Origin of the sequence: Pantoea sp. ICBG 985 (genome assembly GCF_002928365.1) — a bacterium.
Taxonomy (GTDB): domain Bacteria; phylum Pseudomonadota; class Gammaproteobacteria; order Enterobacterales; family Enterobacteriaceae; genus Pantoea; species Pantoea dispersa.
In genome coordinates, this window is sequence record NZ_POWM01000001.1 from 535,897 (window position 1) to 552,922 (window position 17,026).

14 protein-coding genes are annotated in these 17,026 nt (G+C 57.9%); 12 read left to right on the forward strand and 2 right to left on the reverse strand.

Going from position 1 to position 17,026, the window contains the following annotated elements:
- Positions 1–128: 128 nt before the first annotated feature.
- Entirely contained in the window at positions 129–1,892 is a 1,764-nt protein-coding gene (gene ycaO, locus C1Y42_RS02645) for a 30S ribosomal protein S12 methylthiotransferase accessory factor YcaO (protein WP_104092767.1), read from the reverse strand.
- A gap of 311 nt (positions 1,893–2,203) precedes the next feature.
- Between ycaO and serC the strand changes: the two genes are divergently transcribed.
- From serC to C1Y42_RS02705, 12 genes are all read left to right on the forward strand, one after another.
- Positions 2,204–3,289 carry a 3-phosphoserine/phosphohydroxythreonine transaminase gene (gene serC / locus C1Y42_RS02650; protein WP_021508348.1) on the forward strand — a complete coding sequence of 362 codons (1,086 nt, stop codon included), beginning with the start codon at positions 2,204–2,206 and terminating at the stop codon, positions 3,287–3,289.
- A gap of 85 nt (positions 3,290–3,374) precedes the next feature.
- Positions 3,375–4,661 (forward strand): 3-phosphoshikimate 1-carboxyvinyltransferase, encoded by a 1,287-nt coding sequence (aroA, locus tag C1Y42_RS02655; protein WP_058769547.1) that lies wholly within the window; start codon positions 3,375–3,377, stop codon positions 4,659–4,661.
- A gap of 198 nt (positions 4,662–4,859) precedes the next feature.
- Positions 4,860–5,540, forward strand: a complete 681-nt coding sequence (cmk, locus tag C1Y42_RS02660) for a (d)CMP kinase (RefSeq protein WP_021508346.1) — start codon at positions 4,860–4,862, stop codon at positions 5,538–5,540.
- 122 nt (positions 5,541–5,662) lie between these two features.
- Entirely contained in the window at positions 5,663–7,336 is a 1,674-nt protein-coding gene (gene rpsA / locus C1Y42_RS02665; RefSeq protein ID WP_021508345.1) for a 30S ribosomal protein S1, read from the forward strand.
- 86 nt (positions 7,337–7,422) lie between these two features.
- The gene (ihfB, locus tag C1Y42_RS02670) at positions 7,423–7,707 is read left to right on the forward strand and encodes an integration host factor subunit beta (protein ID WP_010618275.1); all 285 of its coding nucleotides are present in this window, start codon (positions 7,423–7,425) and stop codon (positions 7,705–7,707) included.
- Positions 7,708–7,939: 232 nt separating this feature from the next.
- The gene (locus tag C1Y42_RS02675) at positions 7,940–10,168 is read left to right on the forward strand and encodes a DNA internalization-related competence protein ComEC/Rec2 (RefSeq protein ID WP_233210680.1); all 2,229 of its coding nucleotides are present in this window, start codon (positions 7,940–7,942) and stop codon (positions 10,166–10,168) included.
- A 34-nt stretch (positions 10,169–10,202) separates the two neighbouring features.
- Entirely contained in the window at positions 10,203–11,951 is a 1,749-nt protein-coding gene (msbA, locus tag C1Y42_RS02680) for a lipid A ABC transporter ATP-binding protein/permease MsbA (protein WP_021508343.1), read from the forward strand.
- Positions 11,948–12,949: a tetraacyldisaccharide 4'-kinase gene (gene lpxK, locus C1Y42_RS02685; protein WP_104092769.1), complete on the forward strand. Its 1,002-nt coding sequence runs from the start codon at positions 11,948–11,950 to the stop codon at positions 12,947–12,949. Before msbA ends, lpxK begins: the two co-directional genes overlap by 4 nt.
- Before the next feature lie 20 nt (positions 12,950–12,969).
- Positions 12,970–14,187, forward strand: coding sequence for a winged helix-turn-helix domain-containing protein (locus tag C1Y42_RS02690; protein ID WP_104092770.1), 1,218 nt, complete (start codon positions 12,970–12,972; stop codon positions 14,185–14,187).
- 78 nt (positions 14,188–14,265) lie between these two features.
- Positions 14,266–14,448, forward strand: coding sequence for a Trm112 family protein (locus C1Y42_RS02695; protein ID WP_010618270.1), 183 nt, complete (start codon positions 14,266–14,268; stop codon positions 14,446–14,448).
- On the forward strand, positions 14,445–15,194 hold the full coding sequence (kdsB, locus tag C1Y42_RS02700) for a 3-deoxy-manno-octulosonate cytidylyltransferase (protein ID WP_058757760.1): 750 nt from the start codon (positions 14,445–14,447) through the stop codon (positions 15,192–15,194). Before C1Y42_RS02695 ends, kdsB begins: the two co-directional genes overlap by 4 nt.
- 109 nt (positions 15,195–15,303) lie before the next feature.
- Complete coding sequence (locus C1Y42_RS02705) at positions 15,304–16,197, forward strand: YcbJ family phosphotransferase (protein WP_104092771.1); 894 nt, start codon at positions 15,304–15,306, stop codon at positions 16,195–16,197.
- Here C1Y42_RS02705 and elyC read toward each other — a convergent pair.
- Positions 16,177–16,962, reverse strand: coding sequence for an envelope biogenesis factor ElyC (elyC, locus tag C1Y42_RS02710; RefSeq protein ID WP_104092772.1), 786 nt, complete (start codon positions 16,960–16,962; stop codon positions 16,177–16,179). The genes C1Y42_RS02705 and elyC overlap by 21 nt on opposite strands.
- Positions 16,963–17,026: the final 64 nt, after the last annotated feature.

The following is a 17,026-nucleotide window of genomic DNA, read 5'->3' on the forward strand; positions in this document are numbered from 1 at the left end:
AATGATAGTGAATTGTTATTTATTATTTTCTGCGCCCGATGAATTTTCAGCGGCATAAAAAAGGGCACTGGATACTGCCAGTGCCCGTTAATTTTCAGGCTAATTGGTCACAGACAAAATGCGCCGATTTATTTCGCAGACCAGTAACGACGTTTTGCCACCTGTAATTTTTCATACGCGGCCAGCAGTGCCTGATGCGCCGGGAACGCGTGCAGATCGCGGTCAACCACCTGCAGACCGTAGAACGGTGCCTCACCGCTGATGGCAGCCGAAGCGGCGTCGACGGCGGCTTCGCCATACATGCGCACAAACGCGCGATGATACTGCAGCGGATCGCGATCTTCTTCCATCGCCAGCAGCAGCAGAGTCTGCAGGCAGCGGTAGTAATTGGCACGCTCAGGGCTGAAGATCGACTGGTTGAATTCCATGGTCCATTCCGTCCAAATCAGCGCCTGATCCAGATCGCCACCGGCCAGCGCCAGCATCGCTTTCAGCTCGCCAATACGCAGCGTGAACCAGCCGTTGTCTTTGCCGGTCGCCAGCCCCAGCAGTTCACGCACGCGGGTGAAGTCATCATGACCTTCTTCATCCAGCTGTTCGATCAGCGCCAGATACTCCTCGGGTTGCCACTGGGTTGCCGGCAGGGATAACAGCGTTTCACGCAGTGATGCACCCATGTTGTTATTCGCCAGCAGCAGGTCTTCGGCAGGGTAAATATCAGACATGCCCGGTACGATAATGCGGCAGGCGTAAACGCCCAGATGTTCGTAGTCGGCGATATACACTTCTTTATCTTCCGCACGGAAGATCGCCATCAGCGTATCGAACTCTTCATGGGTGGTGCCGGCAAAGCTCCAGTCGACAAAGGGATAGTCGGCATCGTCTTTGAACATATCCCAGGAGATCAGACCGCTGGAATCAATGAAGTGGGTTTCAAGGTTAGCGTGTTCAGCCACTTCTTCATCATCGAAGGTGGGCGGGGTAAACACGTCGAGATCTTTCAGGCCGCGGCCCTGCAGCAGTTCGGTGACGGTACGTTCCAGCGCGACACCAAAGTCCGGATGGGCGCCAAAAGAGGCAAAGCAGGTGCCGTTAGCCGGGTTGAACAGCACCACACAGATCACCGGATAGTTGCCGCCCAGCGAAGCGTCATAGGAGAAAATCGGGAAACCTTCCGCTTCAAGACGATTGATGGCCTCTACCACGCCAGGATAGCGCTGCATCACCGCTTCAGGAATTTCCGGCAGGCTGATGGATTCCGCAATAATGCGGTTTTTAATATGGCGCTCAAACACTTCGGATAAGCCCTGTACGCGCGCTTCATTGGCGGTGTTGCCAGCGGACATGCCGTTAGACACATACAGGTTGCCGATGATGTTCATCGGAATGTACACGGTTTGCTGATCGGACTGGCGGGTAAATGGCAGGCCGCAAATACCGCGATCGGCATTACCAGACTGCAGATCCACCAGGTCGGACGCGCTCAGGCTCTGTTCCGGATCGTAAAACTTACGCAGGCGCGCATCCAGAATGCCTTCCGGCAGGCTGTCATCGTCGCTCAGCGGGAACCATTTCTCGTTCGGGTAGTGCACGAAGTCGCCGTTAGCGATGGTTTCACCCAGCCAGAAATCGGCAAAGAAGTAGTTGGTTGAGAGGCGCTCAAAATATTCGCCCAGCGCTGAGGCCAGCGCCGCTTTTTTACTGGCGCCTTTACCGTTAGTAAAACAGAGCGGGCAGTCGCGGTCGCGAATGTGCACAGACCAGACGTGCGGCACCGGGTTCAGCCAGGAAGCTTCTTCAATGTTGAAACCCAGATCCTGCAGTTTCTGCTGGAAGCGTGCGATGGAGTCTTCCAGTGCGGCGTCTTTACCTGGAATAAACGTTTGCGTCATGGTGGCGCTCTCTCAAGTCGATGGTTGGGCGTAAAGCGCGCAATAATACGGGTTTTGCGCCTGCTTCGCTATTGCTCCGCCAAATTTCTCAACGCATTGTTACGGCTTTTTCGCGCTCTGGCAGCTGTCTGATTTTACTTCACCGGGCTGCCTCACAAAATTCCGTGGCTTATTACATTTGTGACATAAGCTGCGGTGGAGCGGGCTCTGGAAATGTGATCGCTGCCGGATAAATGATTGCAGCCATCCGGAGGCAATGATAAAACCGATGGGGTATTCATAACCGTTCGATATGACAATGGTGAGGGGAAATGGCGCAGGTTTATAATTTTAGCTCCGGACCGGCAATGCTGCCGGTGGAAGTGCTTCGTCGTGCAGAACAAGAACTGACAAACTGGCATGGCTTAGGCACCTCGGTGATGGAAATCAGTCACCGCAGCAAAGAGTTTATTGAAGTCGCGGAAGCGGCGGAGCAGGATTTTCGCGATCTGCTGAAAATCCCGGCCAACTACAAAGTATTATTCTGCCATGGCGGCGCGCGTGCGCAGTTCGCGGCAATCCCGGGCAACCTGCTGGGCGATGCCAGCCGCGCGGATTACATCGACGGCGGCTACTGGGCGCACAGTGCTATTAAAGAAGCAGAAAAATTCTGCTCGCCGAACGCCATTGACATCAAAACCACCCGTGAGGGTAAACGCGCACTGTTACCGATGCGTGAATGGCAGCTCAGCGATGATGCTGCTTATGTGCATTTCTGCCCGAATGAAACCATCGACGGTATTGCCATCGATGAAGAGCCAGACTTCGGCGATAAAGTGGTGGTGGCCGATCTCTCTTCCACCATCCTGTCCCGCCCGCTCGACATCAGCCGCTACGGCGTGATTTATGCCGGCGCGCAGAAGAACATCGGTCCCGCTGGCCTGACGCTGGTGGTAGTGCGTGATGACCTGCTGGGCAAAGCGCAGCGTTGGGTGCCCTCCATTCTCGATTACAAAGTGCTGGCCGAAAACGATTCGATGTTTAACACGCCGCCGACGTTTGCCTGGTATCTCTCCGGCCTGGTGTTCAAATGGCTGAAAGAGAAGGGCGGTGTAGCAGAGATGGACAAGGTTAATCAGGCGAAAGCCGATCTGCTGTACGGCGTGATTGATAGCAGCAGCTTCTACCGTAACGACGTCGCCAGTGAAAACCGTTCCCGGATGAACGTGCCTTTCCAGCTGGCCGATGCTGCGCTGGATAAGGTGTTCCTTGAAGAATCACTGAAGGCGGGCCTGCATGCGCTGAAGGGGCACCGTGTGGTTGGCGGTATGCGTGCCTCGATCTACAATGCGATGCCGCTGGAAGGCGTTAAAGCGCTGACCGAATTCATGGTCGACTTCGAACGTCGTCACGGTTAATTATCTTTTTTAGTGCCAGCCTGCCCGGCTGGCATCAGACCCTGTCACTGGACAGGGTCTCGTATTTCTGGAGATTTGGTTTCACATGCAGGACTCCCTGACTTTACAGCCGATTGCCCGCGTTGACGGCACGGTAAACTTACCGGGCTCAAAAAGCGTATCAAACCGCGCCCTGTTACTGGCCGCGCTGGCGAACGGCACCACGCGCCTGACCAACCTGCTCGACAGCGATGATGTTAAACACATGCTTAATGCGCTGCAGGCGCTGGGCGTCAGCTATACCCTGTCAGCCGATCGCACCGTGTGTGAAGTGGTCGGCAATGGTGGACCGCTGCGTGCCGAACAGCCGCTGGAATTGTTCCTGGGCAATGCCGGAACCGCGATGCGTCCGCTGGCGGCAGCACTGTGCCTCGGCGAGCAGTCGGTGGTGCTGACCGGCGAACCGCGCATGAAAGAGCGTCCGATCGGCCATCTGGTCGATGCGTTACGGCAGGGCGGCGCGCGCATTGATTACCTCGAACAAACCGACTATCCGCCGCTGCGTCTGAACGGCGGATTTACCGGCGGCGAAGTCAGTGTCGATGGCAGCGTTTCCAGCCAGTTCCTGACGGCGCTGCTGATGACCGCGCCGCTGGCACAGAACGACACCACGATCACCATCAAAGGCGAGCTGGTTTCCAAACCCTACATTGATATCACTCTGCACCTGATGCGTTGCTTTGGCGTGGACGTTGATAATCAGCACTATCAGCGCTTTGTGGTGAAAGGTCAGCAGCAGTATCAGTCGCCAGGTGATTATCTGGTGGAAGGCGATGCGTCGTCAGCGTCCTATTTCCTTGCCGCTGCGGCAATCAGAGGCGGCACGGTGCGCGTTACCGGGATTGGCCGCAACAGTGTGCAGGGCGACATCCGTTTTGCCGATGTGCTGGAGAAGATGGGAGCGGTGATCGAGTGGGGCGACGATTATATTGCCTGCACGCGCGGTGCGCTGAACGCCATTGATATGGACATGAACCATATTCCGGATGCGGCAATGACAATCGCTACCACCGCGCTGTTTGCCGAAGGCACCACGCTGATGCGCAACATCTATAACTGGCGCGTAAAGGAGACCGATCGCCTGGCGGCCATGGCGACCGAGTTGCGTAAAGTCGGGGCGGAAGTGGAAGAGGGGCACGATTTTATTCGCGTCACACCGCCTGCGCAGTTACAGCACGCCGATATCGGCACGTACAACGATCACCGTATGGCGATGTGTTTCTCGCTGGTTGCGCTGTCCGACACGCCGGTAACCATTCTCGATCCCGGCTGTACGGCGAAAACCTTCCCGGATTACTTCCAGCAGCTGGCAAAAATCAGCCACGCATCCTAATCCGCCAGCCCGGTACCGCTGTGCCGGGCTTCTGAACCCTCTGCTGGCCTCACTGGCGGGAAATTGTTCTGAAACTGTCGAAATTTCTGGCGCTGTCTACGCTAAAGGGTAACCAAGCGGACGCGGGCAGCGTATAATGCCGCGCAATCCAGACAGCCAAGAAGGCTGATCATCAGCACGCAGCAACAGGAGAGAACAATGACGGCAATCGCCCCGGTAATTACCATTGATGGCCCAAGCGGCGCGGGTAAAGGGACTTTATGTAAAGCGATGGCGGAGTCGTTGCAGTGGCACCTGCTGGATTCAGGGGCTATTTATCGCGTACTGGCTCTGGCCGCGCTGCATCATCAGGTGGATATCGAGTCGGAAGAAGCGCTGGTGCCTATGGCGGCGCACCTTGACGTGCGTTTTCTGTCGGTAGACGGTGAAATGCAGGTAGTGCTGGAAGGTGAGGATGTCACCGGCGAAATCCGCACCCAGGAAGTGAGCAATACGGCGTCGCGCGTGGCGGCATTTCCGCGCGTGCGTGAAGCCTTGCTGCGCCGACAGCGTGCTTTCCGCGAGGAGCCGGGTTTAATCGCCGATGGACGAGATATGGGCACCGTGGTTTTCCCGGACGCGCCCGTTAAAATTTTCCTCGATGCCAGCTCCGAAGAGCGTGCGCATCGCCGTATGCTACAGTTGCAGGAAAAGGGCTTTAGTGTTAACTTTGATCGCCTTTTATCCGAGATAAAGGAACGCGACGACCGCGATCGTAACCGCGCCATCGCGCCTTTAGTGCCAGCCGCTGATGCTCTGGTGCTGGATTCAACCAGCATGACCATTGAGCAAGTGATTGAAAAGGCACTAGATTATGCCCGCCAGAAGCTGGGCATTTAATCTTTTCGGCGACCGAATTGTAGTAACCCTGTGCCAGGGAAGCGGTGCAGGGCATGTGAAACAACCCCATCCGACAATGACGTCAGGTGGACGTTAAATTGAAGAATCCTAAGATTATCAATATGACTGAATCTTTTGCTCAACTCTTTGAAGAGTCCCTGAAAGAAATCGAAACCCGTCCGGGTTCCATCGTTCGTGGCGTCGTTGTTGCTATCGACAAAGACGTCGTGCTGGTTGATGCGGGTCTGAAATCTGAATCTGCTATCCCTGCAGAACAGTTCAAGAACGCAGCCGGCGAACTGGAAATCCAGGTGGGCGACGAAGTTGACGTTGCTCTGGATGCAGTAGAAGACGGCTTCGGTGAAACCCTGCTGTCCCGTGAGAAAGCTAAACGTCACGAAGCTTGGATCACGCTGGAAAAAGCTTACGAAGACGCTGAAACTGTTACCGGTGTTATCAACGGCAAAGTTAAAGGTGGCTTCACAGTTGAGCTGAACGGTATTCGTGCGTTCCTGCCAGGTTCACTGGTTGACGTTCGTCCGGTCCGCGACACCCTGCACCTGGAAGGCAAAGAGCTTGAATTCAAAGTAATCAAGCTTGATCAGAAGCGTAACAACGTCGTGGTTTCTCGCCGCGCGGTTATCGAATCTGAAAACAGCGCTGAGCGTGATCAGCTGCTGGAAAACCTGCAGGAAGGCATGGAAGTCAAAGGTATCGTTAAGAACCTCACTGACTACGGCGCATTCGTTGACCTGGGTGGCGTTGACGGCCTGCTGCACATCACCGATATGGCGTGGAAGCGCGTTAAGCATCCAAGCGAAATCGTCAACGTGGGCGACGAAATCACTGTTAAAGTGCTGAAGTTCGACCGCGAGCGTACTCGTGTATCTCTGGGCCTGAAACAGCTGGGCGAAGATCCATGGGTTGCTATCGCTAAGCGTTATCCGGAAGGTACCAAACTGACCGGTCGCGTGACCAACCTGACTGACTACGGCTGCTTCGTTGAAATCGAAGAAGGCGTTGAAGGCCTGGTACACGTGTCTGAAATGGACTGGACCAACAAAAACATCCACCCATCTAAAGTTGTCAACGTAGGTGATGTGGTTGAAGTTATGGTTCTGGACATCGACGAAGAGCGTCGTCGTATCTCCCTGGGTCTGAAGCAGTGCAAATCTAACCCATGGCAGCAGTTCGCAGAGACCCACAACAAAGGCGATCGCGTTGAAGGTAAAATCAAGTCAATCACTGACTTCGGTATCTTCATCGGCCTGGACGGTGGCATCGACGGTCTGGTTCACCTGTCTGACATCTCCTGGAACGCGACTGGCGAAGAAGCCGTTCGTGAGTACAAGAAAGGCGACGAAATCGCTGCCGTTGTACTGCAGGTTGACGCAGAGCGTGAGCGTATTTCTCTGGGCGTGAAGCAGCTGGCTGAAGATCCATTCAACAACTACATCACCCTGAACAAGAAAGGCGCAATCGTGACGGGTAAAGTCACTGCAGTTGACGCTAAAGGTGCTACAGTAGAATTAGCTGACGGCGTAGAAGGTTACCTGCGCGCTTCTGAAGCTTCTCTGGACCGCATCGAAGACGCCACTCAGGTTCTGAGCGTAGGCGACGACGTTGAAGCGAAATTCACCGGCGTTGACCGTAAGAACCGCGTTGTGAGCCTGTCTGTTCGTGCTAAAGACCAGGCTGACGAGAAAGAAGCTATCAACACTGTTAACACCAAACAGGAAGATGGCAACTTCTCTAACGCAATGGCTGAAGCGTTCAAAGCGGCTAAAGGCGAGTAATCGACCCGAAGCACCGGACGGTGAAAATCGTCCGGTTTCGGTAAAAGCTGTCATACCTTTCCAAACAGGGATTAACCGGAGGTTACATGACCAAGTCAGAACTGATTGAAAGACTTGCTGGCCAGCATACTCATATCCCGGCGAAAGTCGTTGAGGATGCGGTCAAAGAGATGCTCGAGCACATGGCCACTACGCTGGCCCAGGGCGAGCGCATTGAAATCCGGGGATTCGGCAGCTTTTCTTTGCACTACCGCGCACCGCGCACTGGTCGTAACCCGAAAACGGGTGACAAAGTGGAACTGGAAGGTAAATACGTTCCCCACTTCAAGCCAGGCAAAGAATTGCGTGACCGTGCAAATATCTACGGCTAAGCCGTTACCGAACGATAAAAACGACACCCTTAGGTGTCGTTTTTTTTTGCCTCGCATTCAGGTTTGCGATCCTGCTTCCATGTTGCTGTTCATTTCCTGCAACCACCATAAACTGCGCGTAATCCCTCTCTGAAATCGACATTTAACCACATGCTTTTCCCTCTGCCAGCGCGCACAATCCGCGGCAATGACAGAAGAGGGCGTGCGCGTGACAATAACAGTGGTAGCCAGAATGATGCTCCTCGCGGCGCTGCCGCTGGGTATGCTGCCGCAGATCCCTGCTTACAGCACCATTGTGCTGCTGTTAATAAGCGCACTGTTGCTGGCGTGTACGTCAGTAATGTTTTTGCGCTACGCCGGACTGGGCTTGCTGCTGTTGAGCTGGGCACTGATCGAGGCGCGTCAGACGGTCGATACCCTCGAGCAACTGACCGTGGCACCGGTGGCGGCCACGCTTCAGATAACGGCAGTGAATCCCGCGAAGAACCAGCTCACGGCGCAGGTAATCCGGGCAGGTGACCGCTACGTCTTTCCACCGTTGTTTGTCACGCTGCGTAATGTCAGCGATGAGGTCGCCTGGTGTGCCGGACAGCGCTGGCAGATGCAGCTGCGGCTACGTGCGGTGCACGCCCGGCTCAACGAGGGCGAATTTGATCTGCAGCGTTTTGCCATTGCTAACCACAGCGCGCTGCAGGGGCGTATTGTCCGCCAGCAGGCTGAGTCTCTGCGCTGCAGCTGGCGGACGCGTTTTATCGATCATCACCTGGCGCGTTTCACCGGGTTAACGCAGCCCGCAATAATACAGGCACTGGCCTTTGGCGTGCGTGACGCGATGACCCCGGCCCAGCGAGCCTTGCTGCGCGAAACCGGTACCGCGCACCTGATGGCCATCTCCGGCATGCATATCGCGCTGGCGGCCAGCGTAGGCTGGCTACTGGCGCGCGTCATCCAGTTAGTGTTACCTGCCAGGCAAATCGGCTATCTGATGCCGCTGCTGATCAGCGGGTTAACAGCGGCAGCCTATTGCTGGATCTCCGGCAGTCATCCTCCGGCACAGCGCGCGATGCTGGCGTTAACGCTGTGGCTGGCGACGCGTATAGCTGGCTGGCAGCTGAGCAACTGGCAGGTGTGGACGCTCTGCGTGGGGAGTTTGTTATGGCTTGATCCGCTGACGGTGCTGTCAGAGAGCTTCTGGCTGTCGGCGCTGGCCGTGGCGATGCTGATACTGTGGTTTCAGTGGTTTCCTCTGCCGCCACGTTTCCGCCAGCCGCGTCGCTGGCTCATGCTGCGACTGCTGCACCTGCAATTGGGCATGATGATTCTGATGGCGCCGCTGCAGATCTTTCTGTTCCACGGGCTCAGCCTGAGCGCGCTAGTAGCCAACCTGCTGGCAGTGCCGGTGGTGTCGCTGATTACCGTGCCGCTGATTCTGCTGGCGATGCTGTTGCCGCTGCCTGCAATCGCCGTTCCGCTATGGCAGCTGGCCGATCTGTCGGTCAGCCTGGTGATGCAGGGGCTGGCGTGGCTGCCCGCCGGCTGGTGGCGCTGGAGCGATACGCTGCCGGCGGTGCTGCTGCTCTGGGCCGGGCTGGCGCTGTGGCGCAGCGGCTTGCTTGCGAAGGCGCTGATGCCCTGCTGCGCGCTGTTACTCTCGCTGTGGTTCTGGCGCAGCAATGCTCAGCAGGACGACTGGCAGATTGACATGATCGATGTCGGACATGGTCTGGCGGTGGCGATCAGCCAGGGAAATGAGGTGATGCTGTATGACAGCGGACCCGACTGGGCAGAGGACAATGCAGGCGGGCGGGTTTTGTTACCCTGGCTGCACTACACCGGGCGCCAACTGCAGGGGGTGATCCTGAGCCACAAGCATCTCGATCACCGTGGTGGATTAGCCGCGCTGCATCAGGCGCAGCCTGGTCTGCGGGTTCGCAGCGCGCTCGGCGAGCCCGGGCATCTGCCGTGCTATCGCGGCCAGCAGTGGCAGTGGGGGCGTTTGCACTTTCACGCGCTATGGCCACCGCGCGCGCAGACCGCCGGGCAAAATAACGACTCCTGCGTAGTGCGCGTGGATGATGGTCAGTTTAGCCTGTTACTGACCGGGGACATCGAGCTGGAGGCGGAGCGCAAGCTGGTCGCCCTGGAAAAGGGCGGCTTACAGTCCACTGTTATCCAGGTGCCCCATCATGGCAGCCGGAGCTCCTCTGGCCCTTTACTGTTACGGAGTGTTGCCGGGCAGGCGGCGCTGGCTTCGCTGGCGCGCTATAACGCCTGGCGTATGCCCGCCGTCGCCGTGGTCCAGCGTTACCGTGAGCAGGGCTATCGCTGGTATGACACTGCGCAATCAGGCCAGATTCACATCGCGATACGGCAGGGTCGCTGGCAGATTAAGGGGTTAAGAGAGCAAATAATCCCCCGCTGGTATCATCAGTGGTTTGGCGTCAAACGCGATTCCAGGTAGAATGAGCGGCTATTTCAAACAGCGTGAATAAATAATGCATCAAGACAAAGACCTCTCAACGTGGCAGACATTTCGCCGACTCTGGCCGATGATTGCACCGCACAAGGCTGGCCTGATTGTGTCCGCCGTGGCGCTGATACTCAATGCGGCAGGCGACACCCTAATGCTCTCCCTGTTGAAACCTTTACTGGATGATGGTTTCGGCAAAGCCGACAAATCCGTTCTGCTGTGGATGCCGCTGGCAGTCATCGGCCTGATGCTGATCCGCGGCGTAACCAGTTATATCTCCAGTTACTGCATCTCATGGGTCTCCGGCAATGTGGTGATGAACATGCGCCGTCGCCTGTTCGGCCACATGATGGGCATGCCGGTTGCATTCTTTGACCAGCAGTCTACCGGTACGCTGCTGTCGCGGATTACCTACGATTCTGAACAGGTGGCCTCTTCCTCCTCCAGCGCGCTGGTGACGGTGGTACGCGAAGGCGCATCGATCATTGGCCTGTTCATCATGATGTTTTACTACAGCTGGCAGCTGTCACTGATTCTGATCCTGCTGGCGCCGCTGGTCTCTTTTGCCATCCGCACCGTATCCAAGCGTTTCCGCAGCATCAGTAAAAATATGCAGAACACCATGGGGCAGGTGACCACCAGTGCTGAGCAGATGCTGAAAGGGCATAAAGAAGTACTGATTTTTGGCGGACAGGAAGTGGAAGCTGAGCGTTTCTCGCAGGTGAGCAATAAAATGCGCCAGCAGGGGATGAAACTGGTCTCAGCCTCTTCGATTTCCGATCCGGTGATCCAGCTGATCGCATCGCTGGCGCTGGCGTTTGTGCTGTATGCGGCCAGCTTCCCGAGCGTGATGGATACCCTGACTGCCGGTACCATTACCGTGGTGTTCTCGTCGATGATCGCCCTGATGCGTCCGCTGAAATCGCTGACCAACGTCAACGCCCAGTTCCAGCGCGGCATGGCGGCCTGTCAGACGCTGTTCACCATTCTGGATAGTGAGCAGGAGATCGACAACGGCAAGCGCGAAATCACGCGTGCGAAAGGGGATGTTGAATTCCGCAACGTGACCTTTACCTATCCGGGCCGTGACATTCCGGCGCTGCGTGATATTAATCTCACGCTGCCCGCGGGTAAAACCGTGGCGCTGGTGGGCCGTTCCGGCTCGGGTAAATCCACCATGGCCAGCCTGCTGACGCGTTTTTACGATATCAACGAGGGCGAGATTCTGCTGGATGGTCACGACCTGCGGGAATATACCCTGCGCTCGCTGCGTAATCAGGTGGCGCTGGTCTCGCAGAATGTCCATCTGTTCAACGACACCATCGCCAATAACATTGCTTATGCGCGCAACGGTGAATACACCCGCGAGCAAATCGAGCAGGCGGCGACCATGGCGCACGCCATGGACTTCATCAACAAGATGGATAACGGTCTCGATACGGTTATTGGTGAAAATGGCGTGCTGCTGTCTGGTGGCCAGCGTCAGCGTATCGCCATTGCCCGTGCGCTGCTGCGTGACTGCCCGATTTTGATTCTCGACGAAGCCACTTCGGCGCTGGATACCGAATCCGAGCGTGCCATCCAGTCGGCGCTGGACGAGCTGCAGAAGAACCGCACGTCGCTGGTGATTGCGCACCGTCTCTCCACCATTGAAAAGGCCGACGAAATCGTGGTGGTCGAGGATGGGCGAATCGTGGAACGCGGTACTCATGAGGTGCTGCTGGCGCAGAAAGGTGCTTACGCGCAGCTGCACAAACTGCAGTTCGGTCAATGATTGAACGTATCTGGAGCGGACGCTCGCCGCTGTGGCTGCTGTTGTGGCCGCTGAGTCTGCTGTATGGCGCTATCACCTGGCTGATTCGCCTGAGCTATCAGCGCGGCTGGCGTACCCGCTGGCGCGCGCCCTGTCCGGTCATTGTCGTTGGCAACCTGACCGCGGGCGGCAACGGTAAAACACCGCTGGTGATTTGGCTGGTGCAGGCGCTGCAACAGCAGGGGCTGCGTCCGGGTGTGGTGTCGCGCGGTTACGGTGGTAAAGCGGAACGCTATCCGCTGCTGGTCAATCAGGATACCGCGACGGAACAGGCTGGTGATGAACCGGTGCTGATCGCCCAGCGCACCCAGGTGCCGGTGGCAGTGGCACCGCAGCGCCGGCTGGCAATCGAGGCCCTGCTGGCGGCGCATCCGCTGGATGTGATTGTGACGGATGATGGCCTGCAGCACTACGCGCTGCAGCGCGATCGCGAAATCGTGGTGGTGGATGGCGTGCGTCGCTTTGGTAACGGCTGGTGGTTACCGGCCGGACCGATGCGTGAACGCGCATCGCGGCTGGCGCAGGTAGATGCCGTGGTGGTCAACGGGGGCAGCGCGCAGGCTGGCGAGATCGCCATGACGCTGCAGCCGGGCCTGGCGGTCAATCTGCTGACCGGCGAACAGGCTGCACTGACGCAGCTGCCGCCAATTGTCGCGATGGCCGGCATCGGTCATCCGCCGCGTTTCTTCACTACGCTGCAGCAGCAGGGCGTGCAGCCGGTGGCAGAGATAGCCTTTGCCGACCACCACGCTTACAGCGAAGAAGAGTTACGCAGCCTGACTCAGGATGCACAGTGCCTGCTGATGACGGAAAAAGATGCAGTCAAATGCCGCCATTTTGCCCGCGCTAACTGGTGGTATCTGCCGGTGGATGCGCATCTGGCGGGCGCGCCGCTGGCCGCATTGCTGGCCGATCTGACGCAACTCTGTACGGCTGCGCGCGACGCCCGGTCGCGCTAACCATTCAAAGGGACGACGCAATGACCAGCACGCATTCCCTCTCTCTGCAAACCGCCCGCAATCTGCACCTCTCTGCCCAGGGCCTGCTACGCCCGCCGCGCCGTCAGGCGCGTTTTGCCGATATTCACGCCTGTGTGCGGCAGATGTCGCTGCTGCAAATCGATACCATTAATGTGGTCGCGCGCAGTCCATATCTGGTGCTGTTCAGCCGGCTGGGCGCTTTTCCAGCCGAGTGGCTGGAGCAAACGCTGGCGGCGGGCGCGCTGTTTGAATACTGGGCGCATGAAGCCTGTTTTATCCCTTTTGAAGATTATCCGCTGCTGCGTCACCGCATGCTGGCACCGCAGCGCCTGGGCTGGAAATACAATCAGCAATGGGTGGATCAGCATCAGCAGGAGATCGCCGATCTGCTGCAACATATCGCCGCCACCGGTCCGGTACGCGCCGCTGATTTTGCCAGCGACAAGCACACCAAACCCGGCTGGTGGGCGTGGAAGCCGCACAAGCGACATCTGGAGAACCTGTTTAGCGCCGGTGAGCTGATGGTTGTCGGGCGCCGTAACTTCCAGCGCGTCTACGATCTGCGTAGCCGGGTGATGCCGCACTGGCGCGACGAGCAGCATGCGCTGAGCGAGAACGAGGCGGTGATGCAGATGCTGGATCACAGCGCGCGCAGCCTCGGCATTTTCCGCGCCAGCTGGCTGGCCGATTACTACCGGCTGAAACGTGCGCCCATCGCACTCTGGCTGGCGCAGGCCGCTGAGCAGGGAGTGATTCAGCGCGTTGAGGTTGAGCAACTGGGCGAGATGTGGCTGCACCATACGCTGCTGCCGCAGCTGACGCAGCCGCAGGCCGCCACGCACAGCGCGCTGCTGTCACCGTTTGATCCGGTGGTATGGGATCGTCGCCGCGCGCTTGAGTTGTTTAATTTTGACTACCGCATCGAGTGCTATACGCCGGAGCACAAACGTAAATACGGCTATTTTGTCCTGCCGCTGCTGCACCGCGGCGTACTGAAAGGGCGCGTCGATGCCAAAATGGATCGTCAGGCGCAGCGCCTGATTTTGCGGGCCTTCTGGCTGGAACCCGGCGTGCGCGTGAGCCAGCAGTTTCTCGCTGATGTGCATAAAGCCATTAACCGCTTCGCCACCTGGCAGGGTGCCCGCGAAGTGGTGCTGGAAAACGCGCCTGATGCGCTGCGGGCCGCCTGGTCCACGCACTGGCACGTCAGCATATAAGCCGATGGCGGCGCGCCGTCCCTGATTGCGCTATGGTATGCTAATCCTCTGACGTATCGGTCCTGAAAGGAGAAAAGTATGGATCACCGTTTACTTGAGATTGTGGCCTGTCCGGTCTGCAACGGAAAACTGTATTACAACAAAGAGCAGCAGGAGTTGATCTGCAAACCCGACGGCCTGGCGTTCCCGGTGCGTGACGGTATTCCGGTATTGCTGGAAGTAGAAGCGCGCACCCTGTCCGTTGAAGAGATTCATCCATGAGTTTCGTGGCGATTATTCCGGCACGCTACGCCTCCACGCGCCTGCCGGGCAAACCGCTGCTGGATATTCACGGTAAACCGATGGTGGTGCACGTGATGGAACGTGCACGCGAGTCCGGCGCCGAGCGGGTGATTGTGGCCACCGATCATCCTGACGTGGCGGCCGCGGTGACCGCTGCCGGCGGGGAAGTCTGCATGACGCGCGCCGACCACCAATCTGGTACCGAGCGTCTGGCCGAGGTGATTGAAAAATATCAGTTTGCTGACGATACCATCATCGTGAACGTGCAGGGCGACGAGCCGATGATTCCGGCGGAGATTGTGCGTCAGGTCGCGGACAATCTGGCCCAGGCGGATGCCGGCATGGCCACGCTGGCGGTACCGATTCACGAGGCAGAAGAGGCGTTCAATCCCAACGCGGTAAAAGTGGTCACTGATGCCAGCGGTTATGCGCTCTATTTTTCACGTGCGACCATTCCGTGGGATCGTGAACGTTACGCGCAGTCGCGTGAGCAGATTGGCGACACGCTGCTGCGCCACATCGGTATTTATGCCTATCGCGCCGGTTTTATCCGTCGCTATGTGGCATGGCAACCCTGTGCGCTGGAGCAGATCGAGTTGCTGGAGCAGCTGCGCGTGCTGTGGTACGGCGAAAAGATTCACGTGGCGGTAGCGGCCACCGTGCCGAGCGTCGGTGTGGATACGCCGGACGATCTGCTGCGCGTGCGTGAAGCGATGCAGGCATAATCGTCAGCGGCCAGCGCCCCGGCTGGCCGCAAAGTTTGATCTGGCGCTAAGTTTCGCGCCGTCATGACCTCCAGGATGGTGCAATGAGTTAACTCCGGAGGACTCTTCCATGGAACAACTCCGTGCAGAACTGGCGCTGGTGCTGGGCGAAGGCGTCAGCCGGCTGGAAACCATCAGCGAACAGGCACAATCGCGGCTTTACGCCCTCTATGATGACCACGGCAAGCCGATGCCGCTGGTGGCCAAATATTTTCGTCATCAGGGACGCGCCGCGCTCGAAGCGAAAAAACTCACCATGCTGGCGCATGAAGGACTGATTACGCTGCCCACGGTGTACGGCCTGGTTTTGAGTCAGCAACCGCCGGCGCATGAAATGCTGCTGCTGGCGCGCTTAAATGGCGTATCGGCCGAAGCGCCGGCGCGGACGGCAGCGCGCTGGGAGCAGCTGTGTGAACAGATTGTCGAAGGGCTGCTGGCGTGGCACCGCATTGACAGCCATGGCCTGGTCGGCAGCGTTGACAGCGTGCAGGAAAATCGCTGGCCGGCGTGGTATCGCCAGCGGGTGGAAGTGCTGTGGTCCACGCTGGGCTATCTGTCGCCCCCTGGATTTACCCACGCCGATCGTCAGATTCTGTTCCGCAGCCGCGAACAGCTGGCGCAGCTGTTTGCCGGCTTTGACGACCCGTGCGTGCTAATGCACGGCAATCTGCGTCTCGCCAGTATGCTGAAAGACCCGCACAGCGATCAGCTGGTGGCGATGACCCAGCCGGGCACCATTTTGTGGGCACCGCGTGAGTATGAGCTGATGCGCCTGGCGGAAAACGGTGCTGAAGCATCGCTGCTGCAGCACTATTTACAGCGTGCGCCGGTGGATGAAGGTTTCGTCTGGCGCCGCTGGCTCTATCAGCTGTGGGATTGCGTTGACACGCTGGTCAGCAGCGGCCAGTTTGACCGGCCGCGCTTTGACCATGCCCGCGCGCAGCTACTCCCCTGGCTCGGCTGAAAGTTCGCCACTGCCGCGCAGCCGCTGCCAGATCAGCCCCAGCGTTTCGTACACCGCGCGCTGGCTATGGCTGAGCCACAGCGGCGAGGGCAGTGTGCGATCCCAGACGCTGATCGGTGAGGTGATCGCCAGCTGGTTAGCCGGTGCCGGTAGCGGATTCAGGCCGGCGCTCTGGAAAAAGTGCATCGCGCGTGGCAGATGGTTGGCAGACGTTACCAGCAGAAACGGATGCTGCCCGATGGTCTGCTTTACCGCCAGCGCTTCTTCGCCGGTGTCATGCGGCTGATCCAGCACAATAATGGCATCGTCGGGCACGCCAAGGCTGCGCGCCACGTCGGCGGCAACGCTGGCGTTGCTGCGCGGATTGTAGCCCGCAGCGGCACCGGTGAAGATCATTTTGGCCTGAGGATAGCGTCGCCACTGGCGAACGCCTTCGGTCACGCGCGGCAGGCTGTTGTTCAGCAGGTTGGAGCTCGGTGCCCACTGCCGGTTATAGGTGTAACCCCCGCCCAGCACCACGATATAGTCCACCGGCTCGCTGCCATTCCACGTGGCATACTGGTTTTCCAGCGGGGCCAGCAGCCGATCGGCCACCGGTTGCAGGCTCAGCAGTAACAGCATCAGCCAGCTTAATGAGATAAGGATTTTGCCGCTTTTTTGCCAGCGGCTGAACCAGAGCAGTAAAAGTCCTGCCGCCATAAGCGTTAACAGCAATGGCAAAGGCAGTAGCATCGCGCCAATCCATTTTTTTAAGGCAAAAAACATCGAAAACGTCTCCTTTTGTCCGAAAAAACAGCAGCCAGACAGTTACTGCGGCATGAAAGGTTCA